General features: G+C 65.6%; 21 protein-coding genes. 7 read left to right on the forward strand and 14 right to left on the reverse strand.

Annotated features, from left to right (window positions below):
- Positions 1-258: 258 nt before the first annotated feature.
- Positions 259-1,386 carry an amidohydrolase family protein gene (locus OXF11_16800; GenBank protein ID MCY4488755.1) on the reverse strand — a complete coding sequence of 376 codons (1,128 nt, stop codon included), beginning with the start codon at positions 1,384-1,386 and terminating at the stop codon, positions 259-261.
- A gap of 105 nt (positions 1,387-1,491) precedes the next feature.
- On the reverse strand, positions 1,492-2,673 hold the full coding sequence (locus OXF11_16805; GenBank protein MCY4488756.1) for a CoA transferase: 1,182 nt from the start codon (positions 2,671-2,673) through the stop codon (positions 1,492-1,494).
- 165 nt (positions 2,674-2,838) lie between these two features.
- Between OXF11_16805 and OXF11_16810 the strand changes: the two genes are divergently transcribed.
- A complete protein-coding gene (locus OXF11_16810) occupies positions 2,839-3,975 on the forward strand; it encodes an amidohydrolase family protein (GenBank protein MCY4488757.1) in 1,137 nt (378 codons plus the stop codon).
- Between the two features lie 45 nt (positions 3,976-4,020).
- Positions 4,021-5,184, forward strand: a complete 1,164-nt coding sequence (locus OXF11_16815) for an LLM class flavin-dependent oxidoreductase (protein ID MCY4488758.1) — start codon at positions 4,021-4,023, stop codon at positions 5,182-5,184.
- 38 nt (positions 5,185-5,222) lie between these two features.
- Here OXF11_16815 and OXF11_16820 read toward each other — a convergent pair whose 3' ends face one another.
- From OXF11_16820 to OXF11_16835, 4 genes are all read right to left on the reverse strand, one after another.
- Positions 5,223-6,329 carry an amidohydrolase family protein gene (locus OXF11_16820; GenBank protein MCY4488759.1) on the reverse strand — a complete coding sequence of 369 codons (1,107 nt, stop codon included), beginning with the start codon at positions 6,327-6,329 and terminating at the stop codon, positions 5,223-5,225.
- Between the two features lie 58 nt (positions 6,330-6,387).
- Entirely contained in the window at positions 6,388-7,836 is a 1,449-nt protein-coding gene (locus tag OXF11_16825) for an amidohydrolase family protein (protein ID MCY4488760.1), read from the reverse strand.
- Between the two features lie 93 nt (positions 7,837-7,929).
- Complete coding sequence (locus OXF11_16830; GenBank protein ID MCY4488761.1) at positions 7,930-8,874, reverse strand: NAD(P)-dependent oxidoreductase; 945 nt, start codon at positions 8,872-8,874, stop codon at positions 7,930-7,932.
- A 46-nt stretch (positions 8,875-8,920) separates the two neighbouring features.
- A complete protein-coding gene (locus OXF11_16835; protein MCY4488762.1) occupies positions 8,921-10,036 on the reverse strand; it encodes an amidohydrolase family protein in 1,116 nt (371 codons plus the stop codon).
- A gap of 201 nt (positions 10,037-10,237) precedes the next feature.
- Between OXF11_16835 and OXF11_16840 the strand changes: the two genes are divergently transcribed.
- Positions 10,238-10,504, forward strand: coding sequence for an addiction module antitoxin (locus tag OXF11_16840; protein MCY4488763.1), 267 nt, complete (start codon positions 10,238-10,240; stop codon positions 10,502-10,504).
- On the forward strand, positions 10,501-10,815 hold the full coding sequence (locus OXF11_16845; GenBank protein ID MCY4488764.1) for a type II toxin-antitoxin system RelE/ParE family toxin: 315 nt from the start codon (positions 10,501-10,503) through the stop codon (positions 10,813-10,815). Before OXF11_16840 ends, OXF11_16845 begins: the two co-directional genes overlap by 4 nt.
- A 17-nt stretch (positions 10,816-10,832) precedes the next feature.
- Here the strand turns inward: OXF11_16845 and OXF11_16850 are convergent, their stop codons facing one another.
- The 7 genes from OXF11_16850 to OXF11_16880 all read right to left on the reverse strand — a co-directional run bounded on the left by OXF11_16850 (position 10,833) and on the right by OXF11_16880 (position 19,152).
- Positions 10,833-11,765, reverse strand: a complete 933-nt coding sequence (locus OXF11_16850; protein ID MCY4488765.1) for an NAD(P)-dependent oxidoreductase — start codon at positions 11,763-11,765, stop codon at positions 10,833-10,835.
- A gap of 60 nt (positions 11,766-11,825) precedes the next feature.
- Positions 11,826-13,208: a hypothetical protein gene (locus OXF11_16855; GenBank protein MCY4488766.1), complete on the reverse strand. Its 1,383-nt coding sequence runs from the start codon at positions 13,206-13,208 to the stop codon at positions 11,826-11,828.
- Between the two features lie 12 nt (positions 13,209-13,220).
- Complete coding sequence (locus OXF11_16860; GenBank protein MCY4488767.1) at positions 13,221-14,357, reverse strand: amidohydrolase family protein; 1,137 nt, start codon at positions 14,355-14,357, stop codon at positions 13,221-13,223.
- 3 nt (positions 14,358-14,360) lie between these two features.
- Positions 14,361-15,662, reverse strand: a complete 1,302-nt coding sequence (locus OXF11_16865) for a heterodisulfide reductase-related iron-sulfur binding cluster (protein MCY4488768.1) — start codon at positions 15,660-15,662, stop codon at positions 14,361-14,363.
- 59 nt (positions 15,663-15,721) lie between these two features.
- A complete protein-coding gene (locus tag OXF11_16870; protein MCY4488769.1) occupies positions 15,722-17,050 on the reverse strand; it encodes an FAD-binding oxidoreductase in 1,329 nt (442 codons plus the stop codon).
- A gap of 116 nt (positions 17,051-17,166) precedes the next feature.
- Complete coding sequence (locus OXF11_16875; GenBank protein ID MCY4488770.1) at positions 17,167-18,594, reverse strand: FAD-binding protein; 1,428 nt, start codon at positions 18,592-18,594, stop codon at positions 17,167-17,169.
- A gap of 54 nt (positions 18,595-18,648) precedes the next feature.
- Positions 18,649-19,152, reverse strand: a complete 504-nt coding sequence (locus OXF11_16880) for a flavin reductase family protein (protein MCY4488771.1) — start codon at positions 19,150-19,152, stop codon at positions 18,649-18,651.
- Positions 19,153-19,569: 417 nt separating this feature from the next.
- Here OXF11_16880 and argC point away from each other — a divergent pair, with 417 nt between their 5' ends.
- A complete protein-coding gene (argC, locus tag OXF11_16885) occupies positions 19,570-20,526 on the forward strand; it encodes an N-acetyl-gamma-glutamyl-phosphate reductase (GenBank protein ID MCY4488772.1) in 957 nt (318 codons plus the stop codon).
- A gap of 215 nt (positions 20,527-20,741) precedes the next feature.
- Here argC and OXF11_16890 read toward each other — a convergent pair whose 3' ends face one another.
- Positions 20,742-21,485 (reverse strand): sulfite exporter TauE/SafE family protein, encoded by a 744-nt coding sequence (locus tag OXF11_16890; GenBank protein MCY4488773.1) that lies wholly within the window; start codon positions 21,483-21,485, stop codon positions 20,742-20,744.
- Positions 21,486-21,650: 165 nt separating this feature from the next.
- Here OXF11_16890 and OXF11_16895 point away from each other — a divergent pair, with 165 nt between their 5' ends.
- The gene (locus OXF11_16895) at positions 21,651-23,219 is read left to right on the forward strand and encodes an ABC transporter substrate-binding protein (GenBank protein ID MCY4488774.1); all 1,569 of its coding nucleotides are present in this window, start codon (positions 21,651-21,653) and stop codon (positions 23,217-23,219) included.
- A gap of 93 nt (positions 23,220-23,312) precedes the next feature.
- Positions 23,313-23,931 (forward strand): ABC transporter permease (locus OXF11_16900; protein ID MCY4488775.1); only part of this gene is annotated, 619 nt, incomplete at its 3' end.

Here is a 23,931-nt window from a genome sequence, read left to right on the forward strand (position 1 = left end):
TCTAGAATTGGACCGCACAAGAGTCAACCCTAAAGTCAACACCAGAAAAGAACTCGGAGCGCACGGGAGTGGAAGCAGGGGCAGGGTCTGGCGCTGGATGTTTGGGTTAACCTATGGAAATAACGACACTATTGGCGTCGTAAGCGCATCCCTGAGTTTACGTGTCGTCAATTGACAGGCGGGTTTGAAACCCGCCCCCCTTGTCGTTTCACTCCGCTCCCTGTGTCCGGGATCGCCTCGGCGACCTCGGGGGTGTCGTCATGGCATGCCGTAGAGTCTCGCGCTGTTGTCCCAGAAGATCTTGCGCTTCGAGGCTTCGCGGAGTCCATCGATCTTGAGGAAGCTCTCCACCGCTTCCGGCCAGCGTGAGTCGGCGTGGGGATAGTCCGTTGAGATGACGATATTGTCGTCCCCGAGCCGCTCCACCACGTCGGCCACCAGGTCCTCTTCCACGTCGGTGGCGACCACGCATTGACGAATGAAGTAGTCGCTCGGATTCATCGACAACGGTTCGTCGCACAGGTGCTGGCGCAACTCCCAACGTTCGTCAAGCCGGTACAACACCCACGGCAGCCAACCGCAGTTGCCCTCGAGGAACGCCACCTTGAGGCGCGGGAACCGCTCCAGCACGCCGCCGCCGCAAAAACTCCCCACGGCCAGCATCAGTTCCACGGGATTGCGATACGAGTTGACCAGGAGTCCCTCGTTGGGGAGACCGTTGAAGCGCTGCGCCACCTGATCCATGCGCGGCGCGGCCGCGGGGTGAAAGCAGATGGGAACGTCGAGACGCTCCGCCTCGCGCCACAGCGGGTCGAAGTAATACTCGTGGATGTGCCGGCCGTTGGCCGGTTCGGGCACCAGGCAAAGTCCCACGGCTCCCAACTCGGTCACCGCACGGCGGGCCTCGTCCACCGCCAGGTCCACGTCATGGAGCGTGATCAGCGCCGAGGCCTTGAGTCTTTCCGGGCTCTCCTTGCAGAAGTCCGCGCACCAGTCGTTCCATGCGCGGCACAGCGCGTTGGCGAACTCCGGCTCCAGCGTATCGTCCGTATGAAGTGGAAACGTACGGAACAGCACCGCCACGTCCAGCCCTTCGTCGTCCATGGCCTCGACCTGTGAAACCGCGTCGTAGTCCCGGGCCAGGGGCTTGGTGTAACGATGCGCCACCTTGTCCTCGCCTGGCGTCACGTTGGGACGCGCGGAGACACCCGAGAGCCGCACCGGCGTGCCGTCGCCGTACGTGAACTTGATCTGTCCGTGGGTTGTCCGTGGCTTCCCCCGCGGAATCCGGTCACCCCATTTGGTGTCCATGTGCCTGAGGTAGAGATCGTGCGGCTCGAACACGTGCATGTCGCAATCCAGAATCCTGAAACCGTCCCGTGCCATGGGTGGAGCTCCTTTGCTGAGTCTTGGTACCGTTCCGGTATGCGCCCAAAACGCTTTCCGGTTCAAGGGCCGCGACGCTGGTCGGGGAGGACTCCGGTCCTCCTGCTATATCGTCCCTGCTTCCGCCAAGCGTGCGATGTCCTTCTCGTCGAATCCCAGCTCTCGCAGGACCTCCGTGTTGTGCTCGCCCAACTCGGGCGGAAGCCCCGCCTCGTTCGCGGGCGTCTCGCTCAGGTTGACCCCGCTCCGCACCGTGTGCATGGTGCCGTGCTTGGGATGCCGCAATTCCATGATGCGGTCGAGGTGCTGCACCTGGGGGTCGTTGAACACCTCGTCGAGGCGGTTGATGGGCGCGTTGGCCACGTCGTTGCGGGTCAGCGCCTCCAGCCAGTGCGCCCGGGGCTTGGCGCCGACGGTCTCCTGCAACAGCGCCTTGAGGTCATCGTAGTTGGCGAGACGGTCCTGGTGCTCGCGGAAGCGGGGGTCGTCCGCAAGCTCGGGACGCTCGATGGCGTGGGTGAGGCCGACAAAGAACTTGTTGAGGTGCGAGAGGTGGACGACGAACGGCAGGCCGTCCCCGGCCAGCAGCGCGTACACGCCGGCTGAACGTCCCCGGCTTTCCACGTTGGGGATGTCTCCCGTAGCGAAGTACTGGGTGATGCTGCGGCCGATGAACGCCATGGATGCCTCCATGAGCGAGGTTTCCACCTTCTGGCCCCTGCCGGTCTTCTCCCGGGCCATCAAGGCGGTGAGAATGCCGTAACAGGCGAACAGGCCGCCGAGATGGTCCGAGAAGGCGAGGCCCGGCGGCTGCGGCTGTTGCGGGTCGATGATCTGGCTCAGCAGGCCGCTCAAACACTGCCCAAGGGTGTCGAACCCCGGCTTCTCGCGGTAAGGCCCGGTCTGACCGAACGCGGAAATGCCGCAGTAGATGAGGCGCGGATTCAGTTTGCTCAGACGCTCGTAGCCGAGCTCCAGCCGCTCCATCACGCCTGGCCGATAGTTCTCGATGACGATGTCGGCGTCCTCCACCATGCGAAGGAAGATCTCCTTGCCTTCGGCATGGCGCAGGTTGAGCGTCATGGCGCGCTTGTTGCGGTTGTAGCTGCGGAACAGCGGACTGTACATGCGCGGCTCGCCGCTCCACTTCCGAAAGGGGTCGCCGCCGTTCGTGTTCTCTACTCTCACCACCGCCGCCCCCATGTCCGCCAGCAGCATGGCGGCGAACGGGCCGGCGATGTAGTTGCTGAGATCGAGAATCCTGATGCCGTCGAGGGCTTGCGCCATGAATTGGGTCCTCCTTCGCCTGTTTCCTCCGTGCGGTTCCCGCGGGAAGCACGACGAGGTTCCTTTATAGAAACCTCGCGGCATGCGAGTCAAAGCCGCCTTGACTCGCGGGAACGCCAACGGTATTCGGGATGAGTGGCGCCAGCGCCCTGGAAGGGAGATCCGATGAAGAACGGACTCAAGATCATCGATTCCGACATGCACATCATGGAGCCGCCGGACCTCTGGGAGAACTACGTCGACGCACCCTTCAAGCAGCATGCGCCACGCGTCGTGAACGTCCCCAGCCGCGGCGATTTCAATCTGCTGCTGCTGGACGGCAAGGAGCCCCGGGCCAAGAGCCCGTCGCTGGCCAATGACGCGCGCATGATCGGCAAGCGCCGCGCCTCCACGCGCGAGGACGTCATCGGCTTCGCCCGCGACCAGGGCTTCAACGCCAAGTCCCAGCTCGAGGCCATGGACATCGAGGGGCTGGACGTGGCCGTGCTGTTCCCCACCGCGTGCCTGCACATCATGACCGTGCCGGACATGGACCCGCTGCTGGCGGAGGCCATCTGCCGCGCCTACAACAACTGGCTCTACGACTTCTGCCAGCAAGACCCGGCGCGCCTCAAGGGCGCCGCCATGCTGCCGCCCCATGACGTTTCGCTGGCGGTGCGGGAGGCCCGGCGCGCGGCCAACGACCTCGGGTTCGTGACGGCGTTCATGCGGGCCACGCCGCTTCCCGGGGACACCTGGTTCGGGCTCTACTGGGAACCGCTGTGGGCGGAGCTGGAGGCGCTGGGAATGCCCGTGGGATTCCACGAGTGCACCAACTCCGGCTACTACCCGCACATCGAGCGCTTCGGCCAGAACAACCGCCTCATGCGCCACATCTGCAGCCACGTCACCGGCCAGATGGTGACCATGGTGGACATCATCGTCGGCGGGGTGCTGGAGCGCTTTCCCGAGCTCAAGGTGGCCTTCCTGGAGTGCAACTGCGGCTGGACGCCGTCGTGGCTGAGCCGCATGGACACCCACTGGAGCCAGTTGGGCGCCGCGGATGCCCCCATGCTCACCATGAAGCCCAGCGAGTACTTCAAGCGCCAGTGCGTGGTCGGCTGCGAGGGCGAGGAGCGCGAGGTGGGCTCGGTCATCCAGTTGATGGGCGACGACAACATCGTCTTTTCGTCCGACTATCCCCATAGCGATTCGGAGTTTCCCCACGCGGTGGACTCCTTTTTGCAGCAGGAACTGCCGGTGGAGCACGCGCGCAAGATCCTGTGGGACAACTGCGTGAACTTCTACGGCATCGACGCGTAGGTTTCCGCGACACCGAAACCCGACGAGGAAGGGAGGCACCCCCGCGTGTCCGATACCATGCTGCGATTCGGGGTTTTCCTGGCGCCCTTCCATGCGCTGAACGAGAACCCTACCCTTCTGTTCGAGCGCGACCTCGAACTGATCATGCTGCTGGACCGCCTCGGCTACGACGAGGCGTGGATCGGCGAGCACCACTCGGGCGGATTCGAGACCATCGCCGCGCCCGAGATCTTCATTGCGGCCGCGGCCCGGGAGACCCGCCGCATCCGCCTCGGCACGGGCGTGAAGTCTTTGCCCTACGTCCATCCCTTCATGGTCGCCGACGCCATGGTCCAACTCGACCACATGACCCGCGGGCGCGCCATGTTCGGAGTCGGACCGGGCGCCCTGCCCTCGGACGCCACACAGATGGGCGTCGACCCGCGCCGCACGCGGCGCATGATGAACGAGGCACTGGACGTGATCATACCGCTCCTGGAGGGCGAGCGCGTCAGCGCCAAGGCCGACTGGTTCACCCTCGACAACGCCAAGCTGCAGCACGCCTCGTTCACCCGGCCGCGGATGGAGATGGCGGTGACCACCATCCGATCCCCCGCGGGCGCATCGCTGGCCGGTCGCCACGGCTTGGGCCTGCTGTCCCTGGGCGGACACTCCGACGAGGCGCTGGCCGCCTACGCGCACAACTGGGGTATCTACGAAGAGGCCGCGGCCGCCGAGGGCCGCGCGGCCGACCGCGCGAAATTCCGCATCGCCGTGCAGATGCACATCGCCGACACGCGCGCGCAGGCCATGGAGGACGTGCGCTTCGGCATCGACGCCTGGGGCGGCTACGCCCGCGACGTGCTGCCCAACCAGACCGTTCCCAAGGAAGTCACCGACACGCGCACATTCATCGTCGAGTCCGGCCGCGCCATCATCGGCACGCCCGACGACGCCATCCGCGAGATCGAGCGCATGCAAGCCGGCACCGGCGGCTTCGGCGTGGTGCTGTTCATGTGCCACGACTGGGCCGACTGGGCCGCCACCAACCGGAGCTACGAACTGTTCGCCCGCCACGTGGTCCCGCATTTTCAGGGCCAGTTCGACGGCAGACAAACCAGCTACGACGAGGCCGCCAGGCGGCAGCCGGAGTTCCGCGCCGCGGCGATGGAAGCCGTCGCCGCGGCCAAGGCGGCGTACGAAGACCAGCGAAAAAAGAAAACAGGTTGAGGAGAGTAAGGGAGAATGCCAAAACCCACCCCTTCTGTTCACAGATCATAAAGCCGCGCGCAGTTGTCCCAGAGGATCTTCCGCTTCGTTTCCTTGGAGACGCCTGCGACCTCCAGGAACTCTTCCACGGCGTGGGGGAAGTCCGAGTCTCCGTGGGGGTAGTCCGTGGAGTAGACGATGTTGTCGTCACCGATGAGCTCGGTGATCATGGGGAGCTCCTTCTCGGACTCGGTGGAAATCCAGCACTGGCGTTTGAAGAACTCGCTGGGCTTGAGCTCCGAGACGTTGGGGTGGCGTGCCTTGTCCATGGCGCCGTCCATGCGGTGGAGCATGAAGGAGACCCAGCCGCAGTAGCATTCGAGGAAGGCCACCTTGAGCTTGGGGTGACGTTCCAGCACGCCGCCGCCGATGATGTCGACCATGGCCATCATGTTGGACATCGGGTGCTCGCAGATGTGGCGCAGCAGGAGGTCATCGCCGAACACGTCGCCCATCTGCCGGACCTCGCCGGCGGAGGCGGCGGAATGAAAGCCGATGGGGATGCCCAGCTCCTCCAGGGTGGACCACAGGACATCGTAGTAGCGGGAATGCCACGGCAGCGAGCGGAGCGGCTCGGGCCGGGCGAACACGGACACGAAGCCCAGTTCCTCCGCCGCCCTTCTGGCCTCCTTGGCCGCCTCGGTGACGTCGTGGAGCGAGATCATGGCCGAGCCCTTCATCCGCTCGGGATCGGTCTGGCAAAAGTCGTGGAGCCAGTTGTTGTAGGCCCGGGCCACCGCGGCCCCCAGCTTGGGGTCCATGTCGTCGCGCATCATGACGCCGAGGCCGATGGACGGATACATGATCGCAAGGTCGAGGCCCTCTTTTTCCATGGCGTCGAGCTGGGACACCCCGTCGAAACCCCGCGCGCGGGCATCGGCGATCTCGGCGTCGATGCGGGTGGCGTCGAAGATGCCGCCGCGGTAGCTGGGCGGATAACCCTTGAGTATCTGGCCGTCGAGCATGACCATGGCCGAGCTCCGGGCTGTGGTGCTGAGGATCTTGGGTCCGCGGTCGCGCCACTCGGGCTCCAGGTACTTCTCCCAGAGGTCCCTGGGCTCGCGCACGTGCATGTCCGAGTCCATCACCTTCAATCCATCCTTCATGAGCGTTCCTCTCCCCTGTCTCCGGTTCAAATCCTTGGGCCGCGCCTACCCGCGGGAATCAATCCACGGCCAAAACCCGGGCGGCCGCGTCCTCGCACGCCGTGCCGGTAAAGAAATCCCGGTTCACGCCGGCGTAGAAGCGCACCGCGTTGGTGAAGCTGAAGTCACGGAAATCCTCGTCGGTGATGTGCCCATGGTCCACCAGTTCGTGGGCCTCGGCCACCACCTCGGTCATGTCCGCGACATCCCAGTGGCCGATATCCGAGCTCATCATGGCGCCCAGCCGGGCGCCGAAGGGATTCAGCTTGTCGTTGAAGGCCCAGGCGATCATGCGGTCGTCCGCTTCGCACCCGAAATAGAAGCGCGGCACGAAGCGGTCGCGGATGTCCTCGGCCTTGTCGATGCCGCAATGCGACCAGTCGTCGAGGTTCTCGGGGCGCCGCTGCTTGCGGCCGAGGGAAGCGCGGATCTCTTCGAGCTTGGCTTCGCTGTCGATGCCGGAATACTCCGCCACCAGCTTCATCATGAGATCGACGTCGGTGCTCTCGGGGTCCAGCCCGGCGATGGCGTCGCGGTTGCGCTTCTCCCAGTGCTCCAGGATGTCGCTGTAAAGGCTGCAGGCCCAAGCCACGCCGCACTCCAGAAATGCGAAGTTTAGCTTCGGAAATCTATAGGTAACCCCGCCGAAAAACATCGCTTTGCACATGGCCTCACCGGCCGAGGCGAAGTGACCGATGTGGTTGTACATGTAGTTGGATACGGAGCGCCGGCTGCCCCACCCCTGGCCGCTGGCGTGGGACGTCGGCGCCACGCCCAACTCCAGGCAGCGCTGCCAGAACGGATCGTAGTCGTAGTCGCTGTCCAGCGCCAGGGTATCGATGTAGCGCGCGAACGGCGCCAGATCGGGACGCTCCTCCTCCACCCGCGGCACCGGACGGTCCACGTGGGAGATGACGATGGTCTTGAGGCCCAGTTCCTTGACGGCGTACTCGGTGTCCTCCATGGCCTCTTGCGGCGTATGCGTGGGAATCACCGCGGCCGGGGTCATGCGGTCGGAGCACTCGCCGTAGAACTCCGCGTGGAACTTGTTGAGCGCCCTGCATGATACGCGGCGGATCTCCTCGTCCTCGAACCGCGGCGGGCCGGCCAGGCCCTCGGTGGGATAGAGCACGGCGTAATCGATGCCCAGCCGGTCCATGCGCTCGTGCAGGAGCCGCGGCAGCGACGCGGTGGCCCGGTCCAGGGTGTTGCTCGCCGGTCGCGCCCACCACGGCGGACAGTGGGCGCGGACGCTGCGCCGTTCCGCCTCGGTCATGAACGCCCAGCGACTGTTGGAACGCGCGCTCACGGCCTCGGCGTAGCGCCGCGGCATGTCGGCGCCGCCGAGCTCCTTCAGGTAGTCGAGGTAGAGCGGCGTCAACTCGACCGTGTGGCCGTCGGTGTCGATGATCGGATGGTCGAGGCGGGCACGTACGGCCTCGGATTCCGATGCATGTCCTGAGCTCATGTGTCCGTCTCCTTCCCCCGATGGCCCGCGCCGTCGGACCTTACCGGAAGGGACACCGGATCAGGCCTCCTGCCGTGGGTCCGCGGCACGGCGCTACGCCTCCAGCGCGTCCAGGTCCTTGACGTAGTCGCGCAACGCGGCCTCGAGGTCGAACCGGGGTTCCCAGCCGAGGTGTTCCTTCGCCCTTGAGATATCCAGGCGCTGCTTCGGCCCCACGTGCGGCGTGCCGTCCGGGACGACTTCCACCTCCAGGCCCGGATAGAGGGCCCTCGCCGCCTCCACCAACTCCTCGAAGGTCGTGACCAGGCCGGTGCCGATGTTGAACACGTTCACCGGCGGCACCGGCACGGTGGCGGCGAGATCCACCGCCCGGCCCACGTCCTTGGCGTAAATGCGCTCCAGGGGCCTCGCCTGGCGCCGCGGGATCGTCGCCACGCCGCCTTCCCGGCCGCGGGTCAACAGCGTATGCGTGACGGCGCCGCTCTCGGCCCCGCCGAGGAAATGACCCAGTCCGAACACGTGCGCCAGCCGCACCACCATCAGCTCGAAGCCGTAGAGCCGCTGATAAGCCTCCAGCACCAGCTCCTGCACGGCCTTGGAGTTGCCGTACGCCGTGCTGTCGCCCCGCTGGAGCGTCTCGGGAACGGGGTCCGATCCCTCGAACGCGCGGTTGTACACGCTGAGGGTGCTGATGTGCACAACCCGCCTGACTCCCGCGAGCCGCGCCGCCTCCGCGACGTTGATGGTGCCCTGAATGTTGACGTTGAAGGCCCAGTAACCCTCCCGGGCCACCCGGCCGGCGATGATGGCCGCCGTGTGCAGCACCGTATCGACATCATGGGCCTTGATGATGCCCGCGAGAGCCGGGAGGTCCAGCACGTCCCCCTGAAGGGAGACGTAATCCGCGCCGCCGAGCTTCTGCTTCAGGTAGTCGTCCCGCGGCTGGAAGTCCACGAAGACGAGCCGCTCGCCCCGCTCGGCCGCGAACTCCCCAAAAGAGGCCCCGATGAGCCCGCTCCCCGTGATCAGAGTCGCCATGCCGGCAATCTAGCACGGACGATTCGGGGTTGGGAGAGTATGCCCGCTAGCTCACGCCGTACAGCCTCGCGCAGTTGTCCCACAGGATCTTCTTCATGGCGGCTTCGCTCACGCCCGGCGTCGCCATGAACTCCTCCACCGCGCGCGGGTAGTGCGCGTCGATGTGCGGATAGTCGGTGGAGATGACGATGTTGTCGTCGCCCAGCCGCCCGATGACGTCCGTCACAAGGTACTCGTCCACGTCCACCGAGATGTAGCACTGGTCGAGGAAGTACTCGCTGGGCTTCCGCGACAGCGGTACGTCGGTGAGGGCGCCGTGAAGCTCCGCCCGCTCATCCAAACGGTAGAGCAACCACGGCAGCCACGCGCAGTTGCCTTCGAGGAACGCCACCTTCATTGTCGGGAACTTCTCCAGCACACCGCCCGCGCAGAAGGCCGACACCGCGAGTTGCAGCTCTATGGGGTTGCGCAACGCCATGGCGATGACGCTGGAATTGGGGTGGCCGTAAAACTCCTGCGCCACCTGTTGCTGCTTGGGGTTGGCGGGCGGATGGAAGCACAGCGGCACTCCCAGCCGGTCGATCTCCGCCCACAGGGGATCGTAGTAGCGGTCGTGGATGCGCCGGCCGTTGACGGGCTCGGGACACACGGACAGGCCTACGACGCCCAACTCCGTCACCGATCTCCTGGCCTCGTCCACGGCCATGTCCACGTCGTGCAGCGTCAGCAGTCCCGACCCCTTCATGCGCTCCGGCCGCTCGCTGCAGAAGTCGGCGATCCAGTCGTTCCATGCCCGGCACAGGTCGTTGGCGTATTCCGGCTCGAAGCTGTCGTCGCAGTGAAGCGGCGAGGTGCGGAACATCACCGCCACGTCCAGCCCCTCGTTGTCCATGGCAACCACCTGCGACGGCGCGTCGTACCCATGCTCCAGCGCGTAGCCGTAGCGGTCGGCCACGTTGTCCTCGCCGTGCTCCAGGAGCTTCTCCCGCGGCCGCATCACCTTGCCATTGCCCAGGCTGAACTCGATGCGCCCGTGCTTGGTGCGCGCCTTGCCGATGGGAATCCGGTCGCCCCACTTGGGGTTCATGTACTTCTCGTACAGGTTCTGAGCATCGTACACATGCATGTCGCTGTCGAATACCTTATATCCGTTCCTGGCCATGTTCCTGCTCCTTGTGACCGTCTTCGTACCTGGGTTGGCGCGCTGTTATGAACCCCGTGGGTAGGCGAAGCTACCTTGACAGGTTTCTAGTTCACCTCCCTCCAGGCTGTCAATGTGGGGCGGCAGCAGAAAAGCCCCGATCACTTGCCGCGTATTCAATATTGTGTATACTGCACGCACTATCCAAGGGGAGCCCATAGCATGCCACGTACCACCACGATGACCGTCCGCCTGAGCGGCTCACTCAGTGACTTCGTTTCGGCGAACGTCGGCGAGAGCGGGTCCTATGAAAACATCAGCGAATACGTTCGCGATCTGATCAGGCGGGACAAGGAACGCGCGGAACACGAGGCGTTTGAGCGGCTGAAGGCCGAACTGACTCTCGCCTTCGCGGCACCGGATGAGTCTTTCCGTCCCCTTTCCGCGACCGAGGTCATCGCGAGGAACAAGACCCGGACCGACGCGTGACATCCGTCCGCGTACAGGAAGCGGCCTCCTTCCGCATCGACGAAATCTACCGGTATACGTTGGCGCACTGGGGAGCGGACCAGGCGGAGGGCTATATAACCGGGCTGTTCGAGGCATTCGAGCAGATCGGAACGGGTGGTGTTCGTTCACGTCCGATCCCGGCCGAATTTGGAGTGAAGGGCTACGTCTTCCGGCACAAGAAACATTTCATCTACTGGAAGACGCTACGCAACGGGGACATCGGTATCGTCACGGTTCTGCACGAACGCATGCATCAAATCGAACGCTTTCGGGAAGACTTCGGGGAATGAGCCTGTTCGCCGCCCACCTACTCCAGGTCCGCCACAAAGTCCTTGAACGCCTCTTCCACGGTGTATTGCGGCTCCCATCCCAGCACGTTCCGGGCCAGAGCGTGGTCCATGGGTTGCTTCACCTGTAGCGGGGGCGGCGGGCCGGGCAGGATCTCGACTTCCAGGGTCGGGAGGACTCCCTTGATGGCGGCGACCAACGCCACGAAGGTCAGCACCTCGCCGCTACCGATGTTGAAGTGCGTCTGTGCAGGCAGAGGAATGGTGGCGGCGATGTCGACCGCGCGGCCCACGTCCTTGGCGTAAACGTACTCGAAGTCCGTGGTCAGGGGTCGAGGTACGCGCGCGACCTGACCGCACAGGGCGGACTCCACGAGGGTCTGGATGAGGCGGCCGCCGGAGGAGCCGCCGCGGAAGCGGCCGAGCCCGTAGAGCTTCGCCAGGCGCAGGGCGATCACCTCGAAACCGTGGAGGCCCTGGTAGGCCTCCACCATCAACTCCTTGGCCACCTTGGTGTTGTCGTAGAGCCTGCCGTTGCCCCGGGGAAAGTCCTCACGCAACGGCGCGGGACACTTGCGGCGCTGGTCGTAGACGCTCAGCGAGCTGATGTGCACCAGACGCCGCACACCTGCCAACCTGACGGCCTCAAGGACGTTGATGGTCCCCATGACGTTGATGCGGACACCCGTGTAGGGGGACTCCGCGACCTTGTTGCCGATCAGTCCGGCGGTGTGGACCACGGTGTCCACCCGATGCTTCGCCATGGTGTGAAGCAGCGCCGGCAGATCGAGGATGTCGCCCTGGACGAATGCGACGTCCGCGCCGGGCAGTTTTCGCTTGAGGAAGTCGCCCTGGGGTTGCGCATCATAGAAGACCAGCGGGACTTCCCTGCGCACGGCAGACTGCGCGAAGGACGTTCCCACGAGTCCGGCGCCGGTAATCAGCGTGGTCACGGGCGAATGCTCCGGTCGTCCGGGGTCGGCGCGCCGCGGCCGTGACCGCGGCGACGCTCCTCAGCCCCCCTGTCCGCTCCCCGCAAGGAAGTACCCGCCGGTAATGGCGTCGTGCCAGGTCTTGGCGACGCTCGGGGCCACGCCGCGAGGCAGGTCCGTTTCCGGGGTCCAGTAGGAATGGACGCCGGCCTGGAAATGCATCAGGGCGGTCTTGGGGGCGGGCTCCATGCGCGCGAACATGGGCATCACCAGGCTCCGGTAGGAATCGGCGGAATGATCGCGGCTGTCCTTGGTGACGCAGAAGAGCACCGGCGGCACGGGCTTCACGCCGGGTCCCTGGAGCTCGTGCCCGTAGCCCAGATAATGCCGCACCAGCCCGGCGGTACCTTTTTCATCAAGGCCCAGCCGTTCGGCGCTGACGCGCGCGCCGGCTTCCAGCGAGGCTTCGATATTCATGCTCACGACGTACTCGCACTTGAACTGGGGCTCATTCCGGGCCGCTTCCCACGCCTCCATCACTTCCTCGATCACCAGCGGCAGGCGCATGAGCGCCACGGGGCCGTCCTGGCCGAGTTTCTCCGGGCCGATGTAGCGCGCCTTGTCGCGCCAGGTGCGGATGTACAGTTCGTAGAACGGGTCCACCCGGCTGGTCTCGGTCACCCGCTTTTCATAGTCCCCGATGGCTCCAAGGGAACCCTGCACCGCCAGCTTGGCCTGGTTGATGTAGCCGAAGGACGAGTTCTCCACCGCCATGACGCCGGCGATGTTGGGAACCCGCTGGGACAGCATGAAGACGAAGGGGCCGCCGGTGGAGTGGCCGTGCACGTAGACGGAGTATTCCCCGTCCGGAAGGTTCCGCGCCATGACCTGCTTGCCGCCCTCCTCGAAGGCCGCGGGCCAGCCCGCGAGGCGATACCAGAAGGTCGTGCCGGGCCTGGCATGGAGCACGGTGCGAGTGCCGTAGCGTTCGCGCAGCGAGCTGTCCTTCACCACTTCGTACTGGTCCGGCGTGATGTGCTCGCCGGTGAGCCAGATAGGGGTGCGGATGCTCCCGTCCGGATTGATCGTGTCTCCCGGCCAGTTGCGCGACGGATCGTCCAGACAGAGCCGGCCGGGATAGGTCATGGTGGCGACCTTGAAGCCGAACTTCCCGGCGAGAAGGCGCGCCACCGGCGCCATGGTCTTGAAGTCGCCGTCACCGCCGGACAGCAGGTAGGCCCCCGCCTTCTTCCCGTCCGCGCCCACGAGGATCCTGGCGGGATCCTCCGGCTCGTAGATCCGGGCGCCGATGTCCCACTCCAACCCCACCGCCTCGATGCGCACCAGATCTTCGTACTCCTTGAGCGGGATGTCCGGCATCGCCAGAACCGCCATGGAGTCGGCGAGACACGCCTCCCGCGACACCTCCGCGGGAGGAGCCCAAACAGCACTTCGCGTTGTCATGGATGTCCTGTCCTAATCCAACCCGTACAGCCGCGCGCAGTTGGTCCAGAGGATCTTCTCCAGGGATTCCTTCTTGAGCCCGGGGATGGACTGGAAGGTGGAGACGGCGTCGGGCCAGCGCGAGTCGATGTGCGGGTAGTCCGTGGAGAAGACGATGTTGTCGTCTCCCATGTAGTCGATGACGCTCACCACCAGTGCCTCGTCCACGTCCGCGGAGATGAAGCACTGCTCGCGGAAATATTCGCTGGGCTTCTTGCGCAACGGGATCTCCGCCATCGCCCCCTGGAGCTCGCAGTACTCGTCCAAGCGATACATCAGCCACGGGAGCCAGCTACAGTTGCCCTCGAGAAAAGCCACGCGCAGCTTGGGGAACTTCTCCAGCACGCCGCCCGCGCAGAAGGCGCTGACGGCCAGGATCAACTCCACCGGATTGCGCAGGGGGTTCACCAGCAGGTCTTCGTTGGGATGCCCCTCGAAGCGCCGGGCCACCTGGATCTGGTTGGGCCGTGCCGGCGGATGGAAGCAGATGGGCACGTCCAGATCGATGGCCTCGGCCCAAAGCGGATCGAAGTGCCGATCATGGATGTGGTGACCGTTGATGGGTTCCGGGCACAGCGACAGCCCTATCGCCCCCAGTTCCCTGACCGCCCGGCGCGCTTCTTTCACCGCGAGGTCCACGTCGTGCAAGGTGATCAGCGCCGAGCCTTTGAGGCGCGATCTATCGGCGCCGCAGAAGTCGTACATCCAGTCGTTCCAGGCCTTGCACAGATCGTTGGCGTAGTCGGGCTCGAAGTCCTCGTTGGTGTGCAACGGCGCGGTGCGAAACTGCACGGCAACGTCGAGTCCTTCCACCTCCATGGCTTCCACCTGCGAGAAGTTGTTGTAGTTCTGGCTCGCCGGCTTGATGTAGGCGTCCTTCTGGCGCTGCTCGTGGAAGTGCACGGCTTTTCCAGGAGGGCGGATCGGCGTGCCATCGCCCAGCACATAGCGTGTCATGCCGTGCAGTGTCAGGCCCTTGTCCTCGCGTTTGCCCCGCACCTCGCCGCGCGGAATTCGGTCGCCCCACTTGGGATTCATGTAGGTCAGGTAGAGATCGTGGGGCTCGAACACGTGCATGTCGCTGTCGAGTATGCGCAAACCGTCTCTCATGGGTTACTCCGTTTCGGGTGCGCCGGCTGAATCCCGCGCCGCCGGCCCGCTGACATAAGCCTGCGCCAGGAAGTCCGCGGTATGCACGACGCGAATGGAAGATCCTTGCTCTCGCAGGGCGGCCCGGATCTGCAGGATGCAGCCCGGATTCCCGGTCACGAGCACGTCCGCCCCGGTCGCCATCACGTTCCTGGCCTTCCGTGCGGCCAGTCTGCCGGCCAGCTCCGGTTCCGTGAGATTGTAGGTCCCCGCGCTGCCGCAACAGACATCCGCTTCGTGGAGGTCGATCCACTCGATACCGGGGATGTTCTTGAGAAGCTCACGCGGCTGCGCCTCCACGCCCTGCCCGTTCAGCAGGTGGCACGCGTCATGATAAGCCACCTTGATGTTCACGTTCCTTGTGGGCGCGAAGTCGGGCAACGCATGAAGGAACTCTGCCACATCGCGCACCTTGGCGGCAACACGTTCGGCCCCTGGGCGATACGTGGCATCGTCCTTGAAATGCGCGCCGTACTCCCGCATGGCCGCACCGCAACCGGCCGCGTTGGTCAGCACCGCTTCGACATCCAGCGCATCGAACGCGGCGATGGTCCGGCGCGCCAGCGCCAGACCCCGCTCCCGGTCACCGTTGTGCAACGGCAAGGCGCCACAGCATCCCGCACCTGCCGGAACCCGGACCTCGCACCCGTGCTGCGTCAGCAGCCGCACCGTGCTGGCATGCGTGTCGCCGAACAGGCTCTGCATGACGCACCCGGCCAGCAGGCCCACCCGGTGCCGCACCGGACCGGCCGGCGCCGTCACTTCGGGAAGGTTCACGGACCGGAAAGGCGCTTCCGGCTCGGGCAGGTATCGCAGTGAGCGGCGGACGAACGCCGGCAGAAGCTTTGTCCCGGCCAGACGCCGAAGCCCGAGCCGTGTCATCGAGCGCACCGTCCAGCCGAATGCCTTCATGATCGTCGGATTGGGAAAGGCGCGGTTCAGGAGCCCCCGCTTCATTCGTTCCAACCAGGAGCGCCGGTGGCGGGATTCGATGAACCCGCGCGCCCCTTCGATGAGGCTCCCATAGCGCACGCCGGAGGGACACGTGGTCTCGCACGCGCGGCAACCGAGACACAGATCCAGGTGCCGCACGCTCGTGTCGTCCAGTGGCACCGACCCGTCGCGGAGCGAGCGCATGAGTTGGATGCGGCCCCGCGGCGAGTCCATTTCGGTCCCCAGCTCCAGAAACGTCGGGCACGACGCAATGCAGAGCCCGCAATGAATACAGTTTCCGGAGCTTTCGAAATCAGCGAGTTGTGAACTCATTGCTTGACGACATCCGTTTCCCGAAACGGGCGGCAGGTAAGGCGAACGGGCCGCTGCAGCTAGATTCCCCCGACAAACCGTCCCGGCGACAGGACTCCCTTGGGATCCAGGGTCTCCTTGATACGCCGCATCAGGGGCAGCGCCGCGATCTCGCCGCCCCAAATGTCCAGTTCCGGCTTGACGTCGGAAGCCGCCTGCTCCACGACCAGCGTGCCACCCAAGGCCGCCGCGGCGGCGCGCAGTTCCTCCACCAGGGCACGCGCCGAATACCTCATGTTTCCCACTTCCGGCCGGTTCACGCGAACCCGCACGATGCCGTTGCCCGCGTGCGCTTGCATCGCCATCGTCAACCCGTGTTTCGCGCTGGCATGCTCCAGCGCCGCCACGAACGCCTGCATATCAGTGGGCAGGAGGGCTGCCTTCAGCTTCAGAACGCCCTCGCCCCGCGTGTTGCCGTCTCGCAACTCGGCCAAGGCCGCGCCCGCGTCCTCTCCCGTCAACTCCTCGATCGTATTCCCGCGCGCCAATCCCGTGAGGGTCCTTCGCTGATCCGCCACGTCTTCTTCGGAACCGCCGAAGCCGAGCATGATGACGCAATCGCCGCCGCCGGCCGGGACAGGCGTCAGGAGTTCGATCAACAAGGGTTCCAGCGGCGCGGTCCGGATTCCCTCCAACAGTTTCCCGGCTTCCGCCACGTCACGGCAGGTCACCCGCGCCATCGCCACCGTCGCGGGAAGCGCGCGCAACTTGAAGGTCGCCTCGACGATGACTCCCAGAGTCCCCAACGCGCCGCAGTAGAGCTTGGCCAGGTCATAGCCGGCGACGTTCTTCACCACCCTTCCGCCGCTCTTGGCGAGGGTGCCGTCGGCGCGCGCCACGGTGATGCCGATCAGCAGGTCCCGTACGGTTCCCTGGGAGAAGCGCGACGGGCCGCTCAGGTCGGCGCTGATCAGGCCGCCCACGCTGGTGTCCGCGGGAAGAGGCGGCTCCACGGGCAACCACTGGCCGCTCTCGGCCACCGCGGCCTGAAGCTCGCTCACGCTCATGCCCGCCTGGGCGGTCACGGTCATGTTGGCGGGCTGGTGGTCCACCAACGCGTTGATGGAGACCAGCGAGAGGATGGCAAACGGCCGCCGCGGAGGCGCACCCAAGCCCAGATGCGCGCCGAAGCCCGCCGGCACCAGCGCGACGCCGCGTGTGGAGGCGATTTCCAGAATACGGCACACCTGCTCCGACGACCTGGGGAAGAGAACCCGCACCGGCCGGATTCCGTCGATGGTGAACCGCCCGCAATCGGCCGGCGTTCCGGCGGCCGCGTGGGACTCGCGCAGGTCGTCGTCGAAACCATCCCAGTCCGGTGCCGGATCGAGGGGAGAAGTGTGACTCATACCAATCGTCCCGAGGCGCGCCGGGTCGAGACCCGCCTCACGCTCGACGGGCGGCCTTCCCGAAACCGCGGACTTCATGATCGCCGCGGCCACAAGAAACAGCCCGACCGCGCGGCCTACATCGCCGCTTGGCGCCGCGGCGCCCGGACCTCGACCTGCTGCTCCACGGACGGGAATATCTTGTTGGGGTTGCAGCAGTCGTCGGGGTCGAACACGCCGCGCACCTCTTCCATGGTGTGCAGGTCGTCCGGCGTGAAGATCAACGGCATCAACGCCACCTTCTCCACCCCGATGCCGTGCTCGCCGGTCAGGCTGCCGCCGAGCCTCACGCACTCCCGCAGGATTTCGCGGCCGGCGGCCACCACCCGTTCGGTTTCGTCCCGGTCCCGCTCGTCGTAGAGCAGGATGGGATGGATGTTGCCGTCGCCCGCGTGGAACACGTTGCCGATGCGGAGGTCGTAGGTTTTGCCAATGGCGGCGATACGCTCCATGATCTCCGGCAACCGGTTCGGCGGCACCACGCCGTCCTGGCAGCAGAAGTTGGGCGCCAGGCGCCCCAGGGCGCCGAAGGCGCGCTTGCGGCACTTCCACAACGCCTCGCGCTCGCGGTCATCACGGGCCACCCGTATCTCGGTGGCGCGGTTAGCTTCGCAGACCTCCCTGACCTTGCCGGCGGCTCCGTCAAGGCCGGCCTCCAGTCCGTCAAGCTCGGCGATCAGTACCGCGCCGGCGTGGCGAGGGAAGCCGAAATGGAAGGCGTCCTCCACCGCCTGGATGATCAAGTGGTCGAGCATCTCCAGGGCGGCCGGGACGATGCCGCCGGCGATGATGGCGGACACCGCGGCGCTCCCGTCCGCCACGGAATCGAACACCGCCAGGAGGGTCTTGCATGCCTGGGGCACCGGCTGGAGCCTGAGAATCGCCTCGGTGACGATGCCGAAGGTGCCCTCCGAGCCGACGGTGACCCCCAGGAGATCGTATCCCGGCGCATCTTCGGTCATTCCGCCGAGACGGACGACCTCACCATCCGGAAGCACCAGCGTCACCCCGAGCACGTGGTTGGTGGTGACGCCGTACTTGAGGGTGTGCGGGCCGCCCGAGTTCTCCGCGACGTTGCCGCCGATGGAGCAGGCCATCTGGCTCGAGGGATCGGGAACGTAGTGGAGGCCGTGGGGCTTGGCCGCCCGGCTTACCCATGCATTGATCACGCCGCTTTGGACCACGGCGCGGCGGTTGGCCGGATCCAGCTCCAGGATCCGGTTCATGCGGCTCAGGCTCACCATGACCGGAGCCCCCAAGGGGAGACAGCCGCCGCTCAGTCCCGTGCCGGTGCCGCGCGGCACGAACGGCACCCCTTCACGCCGCAGCCGCTTGAGGACCGCGGCCACCTCCCCGGTGGAACGCGGCAGCACCACGATGTCCGGCGCCGACTTCTCCAGCGTGTACCCATCGCAGTCGTAGACGCTCAACTCCGTGGGGTGCGACACCACGCCGTCGCCACCCACGATGTCCTGCAACCAGCCGACGAGCCTTGAGGTTGTCATGGCGTGCCGCGCACGGAGCACGCGGCATCCTCCCGGCGCTTCGAGCGCCGTGTATCAGCCGCCGTAGAAGACCGAGTCGCCCAGGTCCTTGAGCAGGAGCGTGGCGTCATCGGCACGGCCGGAGATCTCGCCCCTCACGCCGGCCTCCACCACTTCCCCGATGAACACGGAGTGGTCGCCCTTCTCCACCGTATCCACGAGCTTGCACTCGACAAAGGCCGGCGCGTTGGCGAGCACCGGAGCGCCGGTGGCGCCCGCGGAGAACGCCTCGCCGCCGATGGTATCCCCTTCCCGCTCCAGCGACTTGAAGAACGTGAAGGCCTGGCCCTGTTGCCCCTTGCCCAGCACGTTCAGGGCAAAGCTGCCGGATTCCTTGATGATGTCGTGCGCGCCCGAGTCCGCCTTCACGCCCACCACCACCAGCGGGGGCGCGAAGGACGCCTGCGTCACCCAGTTCACCGTGGCCGCGGCCACCCGGCCATCCTTGGCCTCACCAGTCAGGATGTATAGTCCGTAGGGGATCATGCGAAGTGCGGTCTTCTTGGCATCGGCGTCCATTCTATTCCTCCTTGAATCAATCAGAAATGCCCGTTTCCCTTCACGGAAAGACGAGCCGTGGAATGAAGGCAAATTAGCAATTCCGTTGGAGGCCGTAAAGCCGGGGTTTGCCGGTTTACGAGCACGTCACGAGAGAGGGTCTGCGCGATTCGGGACTACATCCTTGGGCAGGTCCGTGCCCACCCCGAAAACATCGCGCAGATTTGCGCCGACCATTTCAACGTCTCACGCCAAGCCGTGAACAAGCATCTCGGTCGTCTTGTTGCCGACAACTACTTGACTGCGCACGGCGCGACGCGGAATCGCCGGTACTCTCTAGCTCAAAAGGGGGTTCCATTCGACCAGGTGCCGCGCTGTGCAAACGTTGAAGGATTTTTGCTAGATTCAACCTTTGAAGGCGCTAATCGAGACGAATCCATGCCACCGAGAGTACACATAGACGGCCACGCGGGCACCACGGGCCTGCGCATACGCGACTGGCTCGCGGGACGCCGGGACATCGAGCTGTCCACGCTGGACGACGACCGGCGCAAAGACGCGGCAGCGCGGCGCGCGGCCATCGAAGCGGCGGATCTGACGGTGCTGTGCCTGCCGGACGACGCGGCGCGCGAAGCAGCGCGGTGGGCGGATGGATGCGGGACGCGACTGATCGACGCCAGCACCGCCCACCGGGTCGCCGAGGGATGGACATACGGTTTGCCGGAGCTCGACGCCGGGCAGCGGGATGCTATCCGCGAGGCTCCCTGCGTGGCCAACCCGGGCTGCTACCCCTCTGCCTTCATCCTGTTGACACGGCCGCTGGTGGACGAAGGACTCGTGCCCCACGATACCCCGGTCTCGGTCCACGCCCTGTCGGGCTATTCCGGCGGTGGCCGAGGACTGATCGAGAAATGGGAGAGTCCCGAGCAGGGCTTGAGTTCCCTGCCCTACGAGGCGCCCTATGCCCTGGGGGCGCGGCACAAGCACATACCGGAGATGATAGCCTATAGCGGGCTGACCCTGGAACCGCTGTTCGTGCCCGCCGTGGGGGCGTTTCGCTGCGGCATGCGGGTCGAGGTGCCGGTTCCGCTCGGCGTGCTGCCCATGGGCGTCAACAGCACGGCCATCCTGGACTGTCTCCGGGAACGCTACGACGGCGAGTCCTTCGTCAGGGTCATCCATCATCCGGACCCGCGCGAAGCCCACGAGCGCAGCTTCGACCCGCAGGCGTGCAACGACACCAACTGCATGGAACTGCATGTGGTGCCACACCCTTCGGGGCACACCCTGCTGGTGGCCCTTCTCGACAACCTGGGCAAGGGCGCCAGCGGCGTCGCCATCCAGAACCTGAACCTGATGCTCGGCTTGCCGGAAACCGCGCACCTGCCGGACTGATTCCCCGCCCCGCCCCTGGACCCCGGATCAAGTCCGGGGTGACGTGGTGGAGGGCCGGGGTGACGCGGTGGAGGCCCGGGGTGACGTTGCAGGCCCCGAGTGACGTTTTGAGCCCTCGCGCGGCGGCGTTTTCCGAGTGTCACCTATCTCGCCACGCCTTGCCAGAGACAGGATCGCACTGGATGGTGACGCCTTCAGCGTTTTCCGAGTGTCTACTATCCCGCCACACCCTGCCAGATCAGCTTGGCCTCCATCACGATGATGAGGGTGACGATGACCCGGTTGAACCACTCCTTGCTGATGTAGCGGGTTGTCCGCATTCCCAAGGGCAGGAACAGCGCGATGGGGACGAGGGCTAGCACTCCCTGACCGAGGAGCTGCCGATCGAACAGCCCGGCCGCCAGGACGAAGAGGAAGTGCATGGTGGTGAGGCCCAGGAACATCGTCGACGCCGCGAAGATGTACGCCTCCTTCTCCAGTTGGAACGCGCGCACCCACGCGGCCACCACCGCGCTGGATATGCCGGCCGCGCCCTGGGAGACGCCGGCCAGGGCGGCGATGAGCGGCGAAAGGACACGGCCCAACCGTCCGCTGAAACGGATCTCGATGCGGAAGGCCAGCAGCACCAGGTAGGCGCCCACGCACACCGCCAGCGCCAGGGTCAGCATGCGCTCGTTGGCGGTGGCCAGGAACCAGGTGCCGCCGGCCACCCCAACGGCCCCCGCCATGGTGGCGAAGACGAGTCCCGGCACGGTGTGGAACCTGGAGCGGTAGGACCACATGACCCAGAAGTTGCTGACCATGTTGGGGATGGTGATGACGATGACGGCTTGCTGGGCGCCCAGGAAACCCGCCATGATCGGTACCGCGATGAGCGGCAGGCCCATCCCCGTGGCCCCCTTCGAGAAAGCGCCGGCGCCGAGGGCGACGAAGATGATCAGCAGGGTTTCGAGGTGCATGTCAGCAAAGGGGTTGTCAGGAACCGAACCCCGGGTCAAGCCTGGGGTGACGACTGCACGGCATCTCTTGCACTCCGAACTTCAACCGGAGTAATGTGCGGGCGTGTCAAGCCCGGGCGCAAACAAGGGCTATCCAACCGAATCGACGACGAGGAGGATATTACCATGTTGAACGCTTCGAAAAGGCTCCTTCTGTTCCTGTTCCTAGCGCTCTCATTGGCCCTGGCCGCGCCGGCGCTCGCGGCGGATGCCGGAAAGACGCTGCGGTACGCGGCCGGAAGCTTCGGCGAGGAATCCATGGATCCCACCCGCACCTCCATCAGCGCCTCGCTGGGGCTGGTAGGGCCGCTGTGGGACTGGCTCACGGAGATCGACGCCGCCGGCAAGCTCTCGCCGGGACTGGCGCTGAGCTGGGCGCCTGGGGCGGACGGCAAGTCGTGGACCTTCAAGCTGAGGCCCGGGGTCAAGTTCCACGACGGCAGCGAGATGACCGCCGAGGACGTGCAGTTCACCCTGATGGAGGGGTTTCGCCGGCCCAAGGCCAAGGCCTCCCGGGTGCGCCAGTTCCGCAAGGGCATCAAGGACGTAGAGGTGGTCGACCGCCATACGGTGACGGTGGTCACGGCGAAACCATGGCCTACCTTTCCGTATGACATGTCCTTTCAGCCCGGCATCGAGGGCATCGTGCTCCCCAAGGCCTACATCAAGGAGGTCGGCTGGGACGGCTTCGCCCAGAAGCCCGTAGGCACCGGGCCCTGGAAGTTCGTCAAGCACGAGGTCGGCAACTTCATCGAGTTCGAGGCCGTGAAGGACCACTGGCGGGCGTCACCGAACTTCGACCGCATGCGCACCGTGCTGGTGAAGGAGGCGTCCACTCGCGTGGCCATGCTGAAGACCGGCCAGGTAGACGTGGCGCGGATCTCGCTGGACGAGGTCCAGGAGGTGAGCAAGGCCGGTTTCAAGATCGCCGAGGACCCCCAGCCCACGTCCGTGCGCATCCACCTCTACGCCACCTACTATGACGAGGCCGGTCCGGTGAAGGACGTGCGCGTGCGCCAGGCCCTGAACCTGGCGGTCAACAGGCAAGAGATCGTGGACACGCTGCTGCACGGCAAGGGCAAGGCGGCGGCGGTGTTCCCCAGCTCTCCCATCTCCATCGGCTATCCCACGGACCTGAAGCCGTACCCCTATGACCCGGCCAAGGCCAAGAAGCTGCTGGCGGAAGCGGGCTATCCCAACGGCTTCTCCATCAAGCTCTTCGCGCTGCCCACGGGCGGCTTCACGCAGTACCTCCAACTTGCCGAGATCGTGGCCGGGTACTGGGAGGCCATCGGAGTCAAGACCAGCATCGTCCCCACCGACATCGGGGCGTTCCGTCCGCTCTACATCGCCAACCCGCAATCTCCCAAGATCGTGGGGCAAGCCGGCACCTTCGCCACCACCGGACGGCTCAACGGCTCCGACAGCCTGCGCATCTGGTGGTCGGCAAAGGGCAGGATCATCAAGATGGCCAACACCGTGGACGACATCGCCAGCAAAGCGGCGGGGGAAGCCACCATCGACGGCATCGCGGCCCAGGTAAAGAAGGCTTACAAGATACTCTACAACGAGTACCGCGGCGTACCCATCGGCGACGTCAAGGGAATCCTGTGGGGCTACGGGAACCAGGTGAAGGACATCCAGGTGCGGCCCCACCGGGGCTACATCGAGCCCAGCCTGGTGACTGCCAAGTAGGCTAGCGCGACAGTTGCGGGAGGTGGCCCGTACCACAGGAATCGCCAGCGATTCGAGCGGTGCGGGCCACACGCCTCCCGACCACGAAATCCCATGCAACGCTACATCGCCGGCCGGTTGATCCAGTGCCTTGTCACGTTGCTGGTGATCAGCCTGCTGGTATTCGCTCTGGCGCGACTTACAGGCAATCCGCTGGACGTGATGCTGCCCATCGACGCCTCGGCCGAGATCCAGGAGGAGATGAGCCGGGAGCTGGGGCTGGACCAGCCCATCTACGTCCAGTACGCGCGGTTCGTGTTGAGCCTGCTGCACGGGGACCTGGGAACGTCGATCCGCACCCGCAAGCCCGTGGCCGAGCTCATCGGCCTGCGGCTTCCCAACACCCTGAAGCTCGTGTCGTTCTCGACCGCCATGGCGCTCTTGATAGCCTTGCCGCTGGGTGTCGTCGCGGCCACGCGGAAGGGCGGGTTCTGGGACGTGGGGGCGCGCACCGTGGCGCTGTTCGGCCAGTCCGTGCCCACCTTCTGGGCCGGCATCGTGCTGATATCCATCTTCGCGGTCAACCTCGACGTCCTGCCCGCCGGCCGCAAGGAGGGCATCGAGTCGTACGTGCTGCCGGCCGTGACCCTGGGCCTTTTCGGCTTCATGCTTGCGGGGGTGGTGCGGCTCTTGCGCGGCTCCATGCTGGACGTGCTGGACAGCGAGTACGTCA

The organism is Deltaproteobacteria bacterium (assembly GCA_026712905.1).
Classification (GTDB): domain Bacteria; phylum Desulfobacterota; class Binatia; order UBA9968; family JAJDTQ01; genus JAJDTQ01.

What these genes read in the sequence shown, in the direction of transcription:
- OXF11_16800 (MCY4488755.1), bottom strand. Translation starts at nt 1,386, where the DNA reads ATGGCACGGGACGGTTTCAGGATTCTGGATTGCGACATGCACGTGTTC.
- OXF11_16805 (MCY4488756.1), bottom strand. Translation starts at nt 2,673, where the DNA reads ATGGCGCAAGCCCTCGACGGCATCAGGATTCTCGATCTCAGCAACTAC.
- OXF11_16810 (MCY4488757.1), top strand. Translation starts at nt 2,839, where the DNA reads ATGAAGAACGGACTCAAGATCATCGATTCCGACATGCACATCATGGAG.
- OXF11_16820 (MCY4488759.1), bottom strand. Translation starts at nt 6,329, where the DNA reads ATGAAGGATGGATTGAAGGTGATGGACTCGGACATGCACGTGCGCGAG.
- OXF11_16825 (MCY4488760.1), bottom strand. Translation starts at nt 7,836, where the DNA reads ATGAGCTCAGGACATGCATCGGAATCCGAGGCCGTACGTGCCCGCCTC.
- OXF11_16830 (MCY4488761.1), bottom strand. Translation starts at nt 8,874, where the DNA reads ATGGCGACTCTGATCACGGGGAGCGGGCTCATCGGGGCCTCTTTTGGG.
- OXF11_16835 (MCY4488762.1), bottom strand. Translation starts at nt 10,036, where the DNA reads ATGGCCAGGAACGGATATAAGGTATTCGACAGCGACATGCATGTGTAC.
- OXF11_16840 (MCY4488763.1), top strand. Translation starts at nt 10,238, where the DNA reads ATGCCACGTACCACCACGATGACCGTCCGCCTGAGCGGCTCACTCAGT.
- OXF11_16855 (MCY4488766.1), bottom strand. Translation starts at nt 13,208, where the DNA reads ATGACAACGCGAAGTGCTGTTTGGGCTCCTCCCGCGGAGGTGTCGCGG.
- OXF11_16860 (MCY4488767.1), bottom strand. Translation starts at nt 14,357, where the DNA reads ATGAGAGACGGTTTGCGCATACTCGACAGCGACATGCACGTGTTCGAG.
- OXF11_16865 (MCY4488768.1), bottom strand. Translation starts at nt 15,662, where the DNA reads ATGAGTTCACAACTCGCTGATTTCGAAAGCTCCGGAAACTGTATTCAT.
- OXF11_16870 (MCY4488769.1), bottom strand. Translation starts at nt 17,050, where the DNA reads ATGAGTCACACTTCTCCCCTCGATCCGGCACCGGACTGGGATGGTTTC.
- OXF11_16875 (MCY4488770.1), bottom strand. Translation starts at nt 18,594, where the DNA reads ATGACAACCTCAAGGCTCGTCGGCTGGTTGCAGGACATCGTGGGTGGC.
- OXF11_16880 (MCY4488771.1), bottom strand. Translation starts at nt 19,152, where the DNA reads ATGGACGCCGATGCCAAGAAGACCGCACTTCGCATGATCCCCTACGGA.
- argC (MCY4488772.1), top strand. Translation starts at nt 19,570, where the DNA reads ATGCCACCGAGAGTACACATAGACGGCCACGCGGGCACCACGGGCCTG.
- OXF11_16890 (MCY4488773.1), bottom strand. Translation starts at nt 21,485, where the DNA reads ATGCACCTCGAAACCCTGCTGATCATCTTCGTCGCCCTCGGCGCCGGC.
- OXF11_16895 (MCY4488774.1), top strand. Translation starts at nt 21,651, where the DNA reads ATGTTGAACGCTTCGAAAAGGCTCCTTCTGTTCCTGTTCCTAGCGCTC.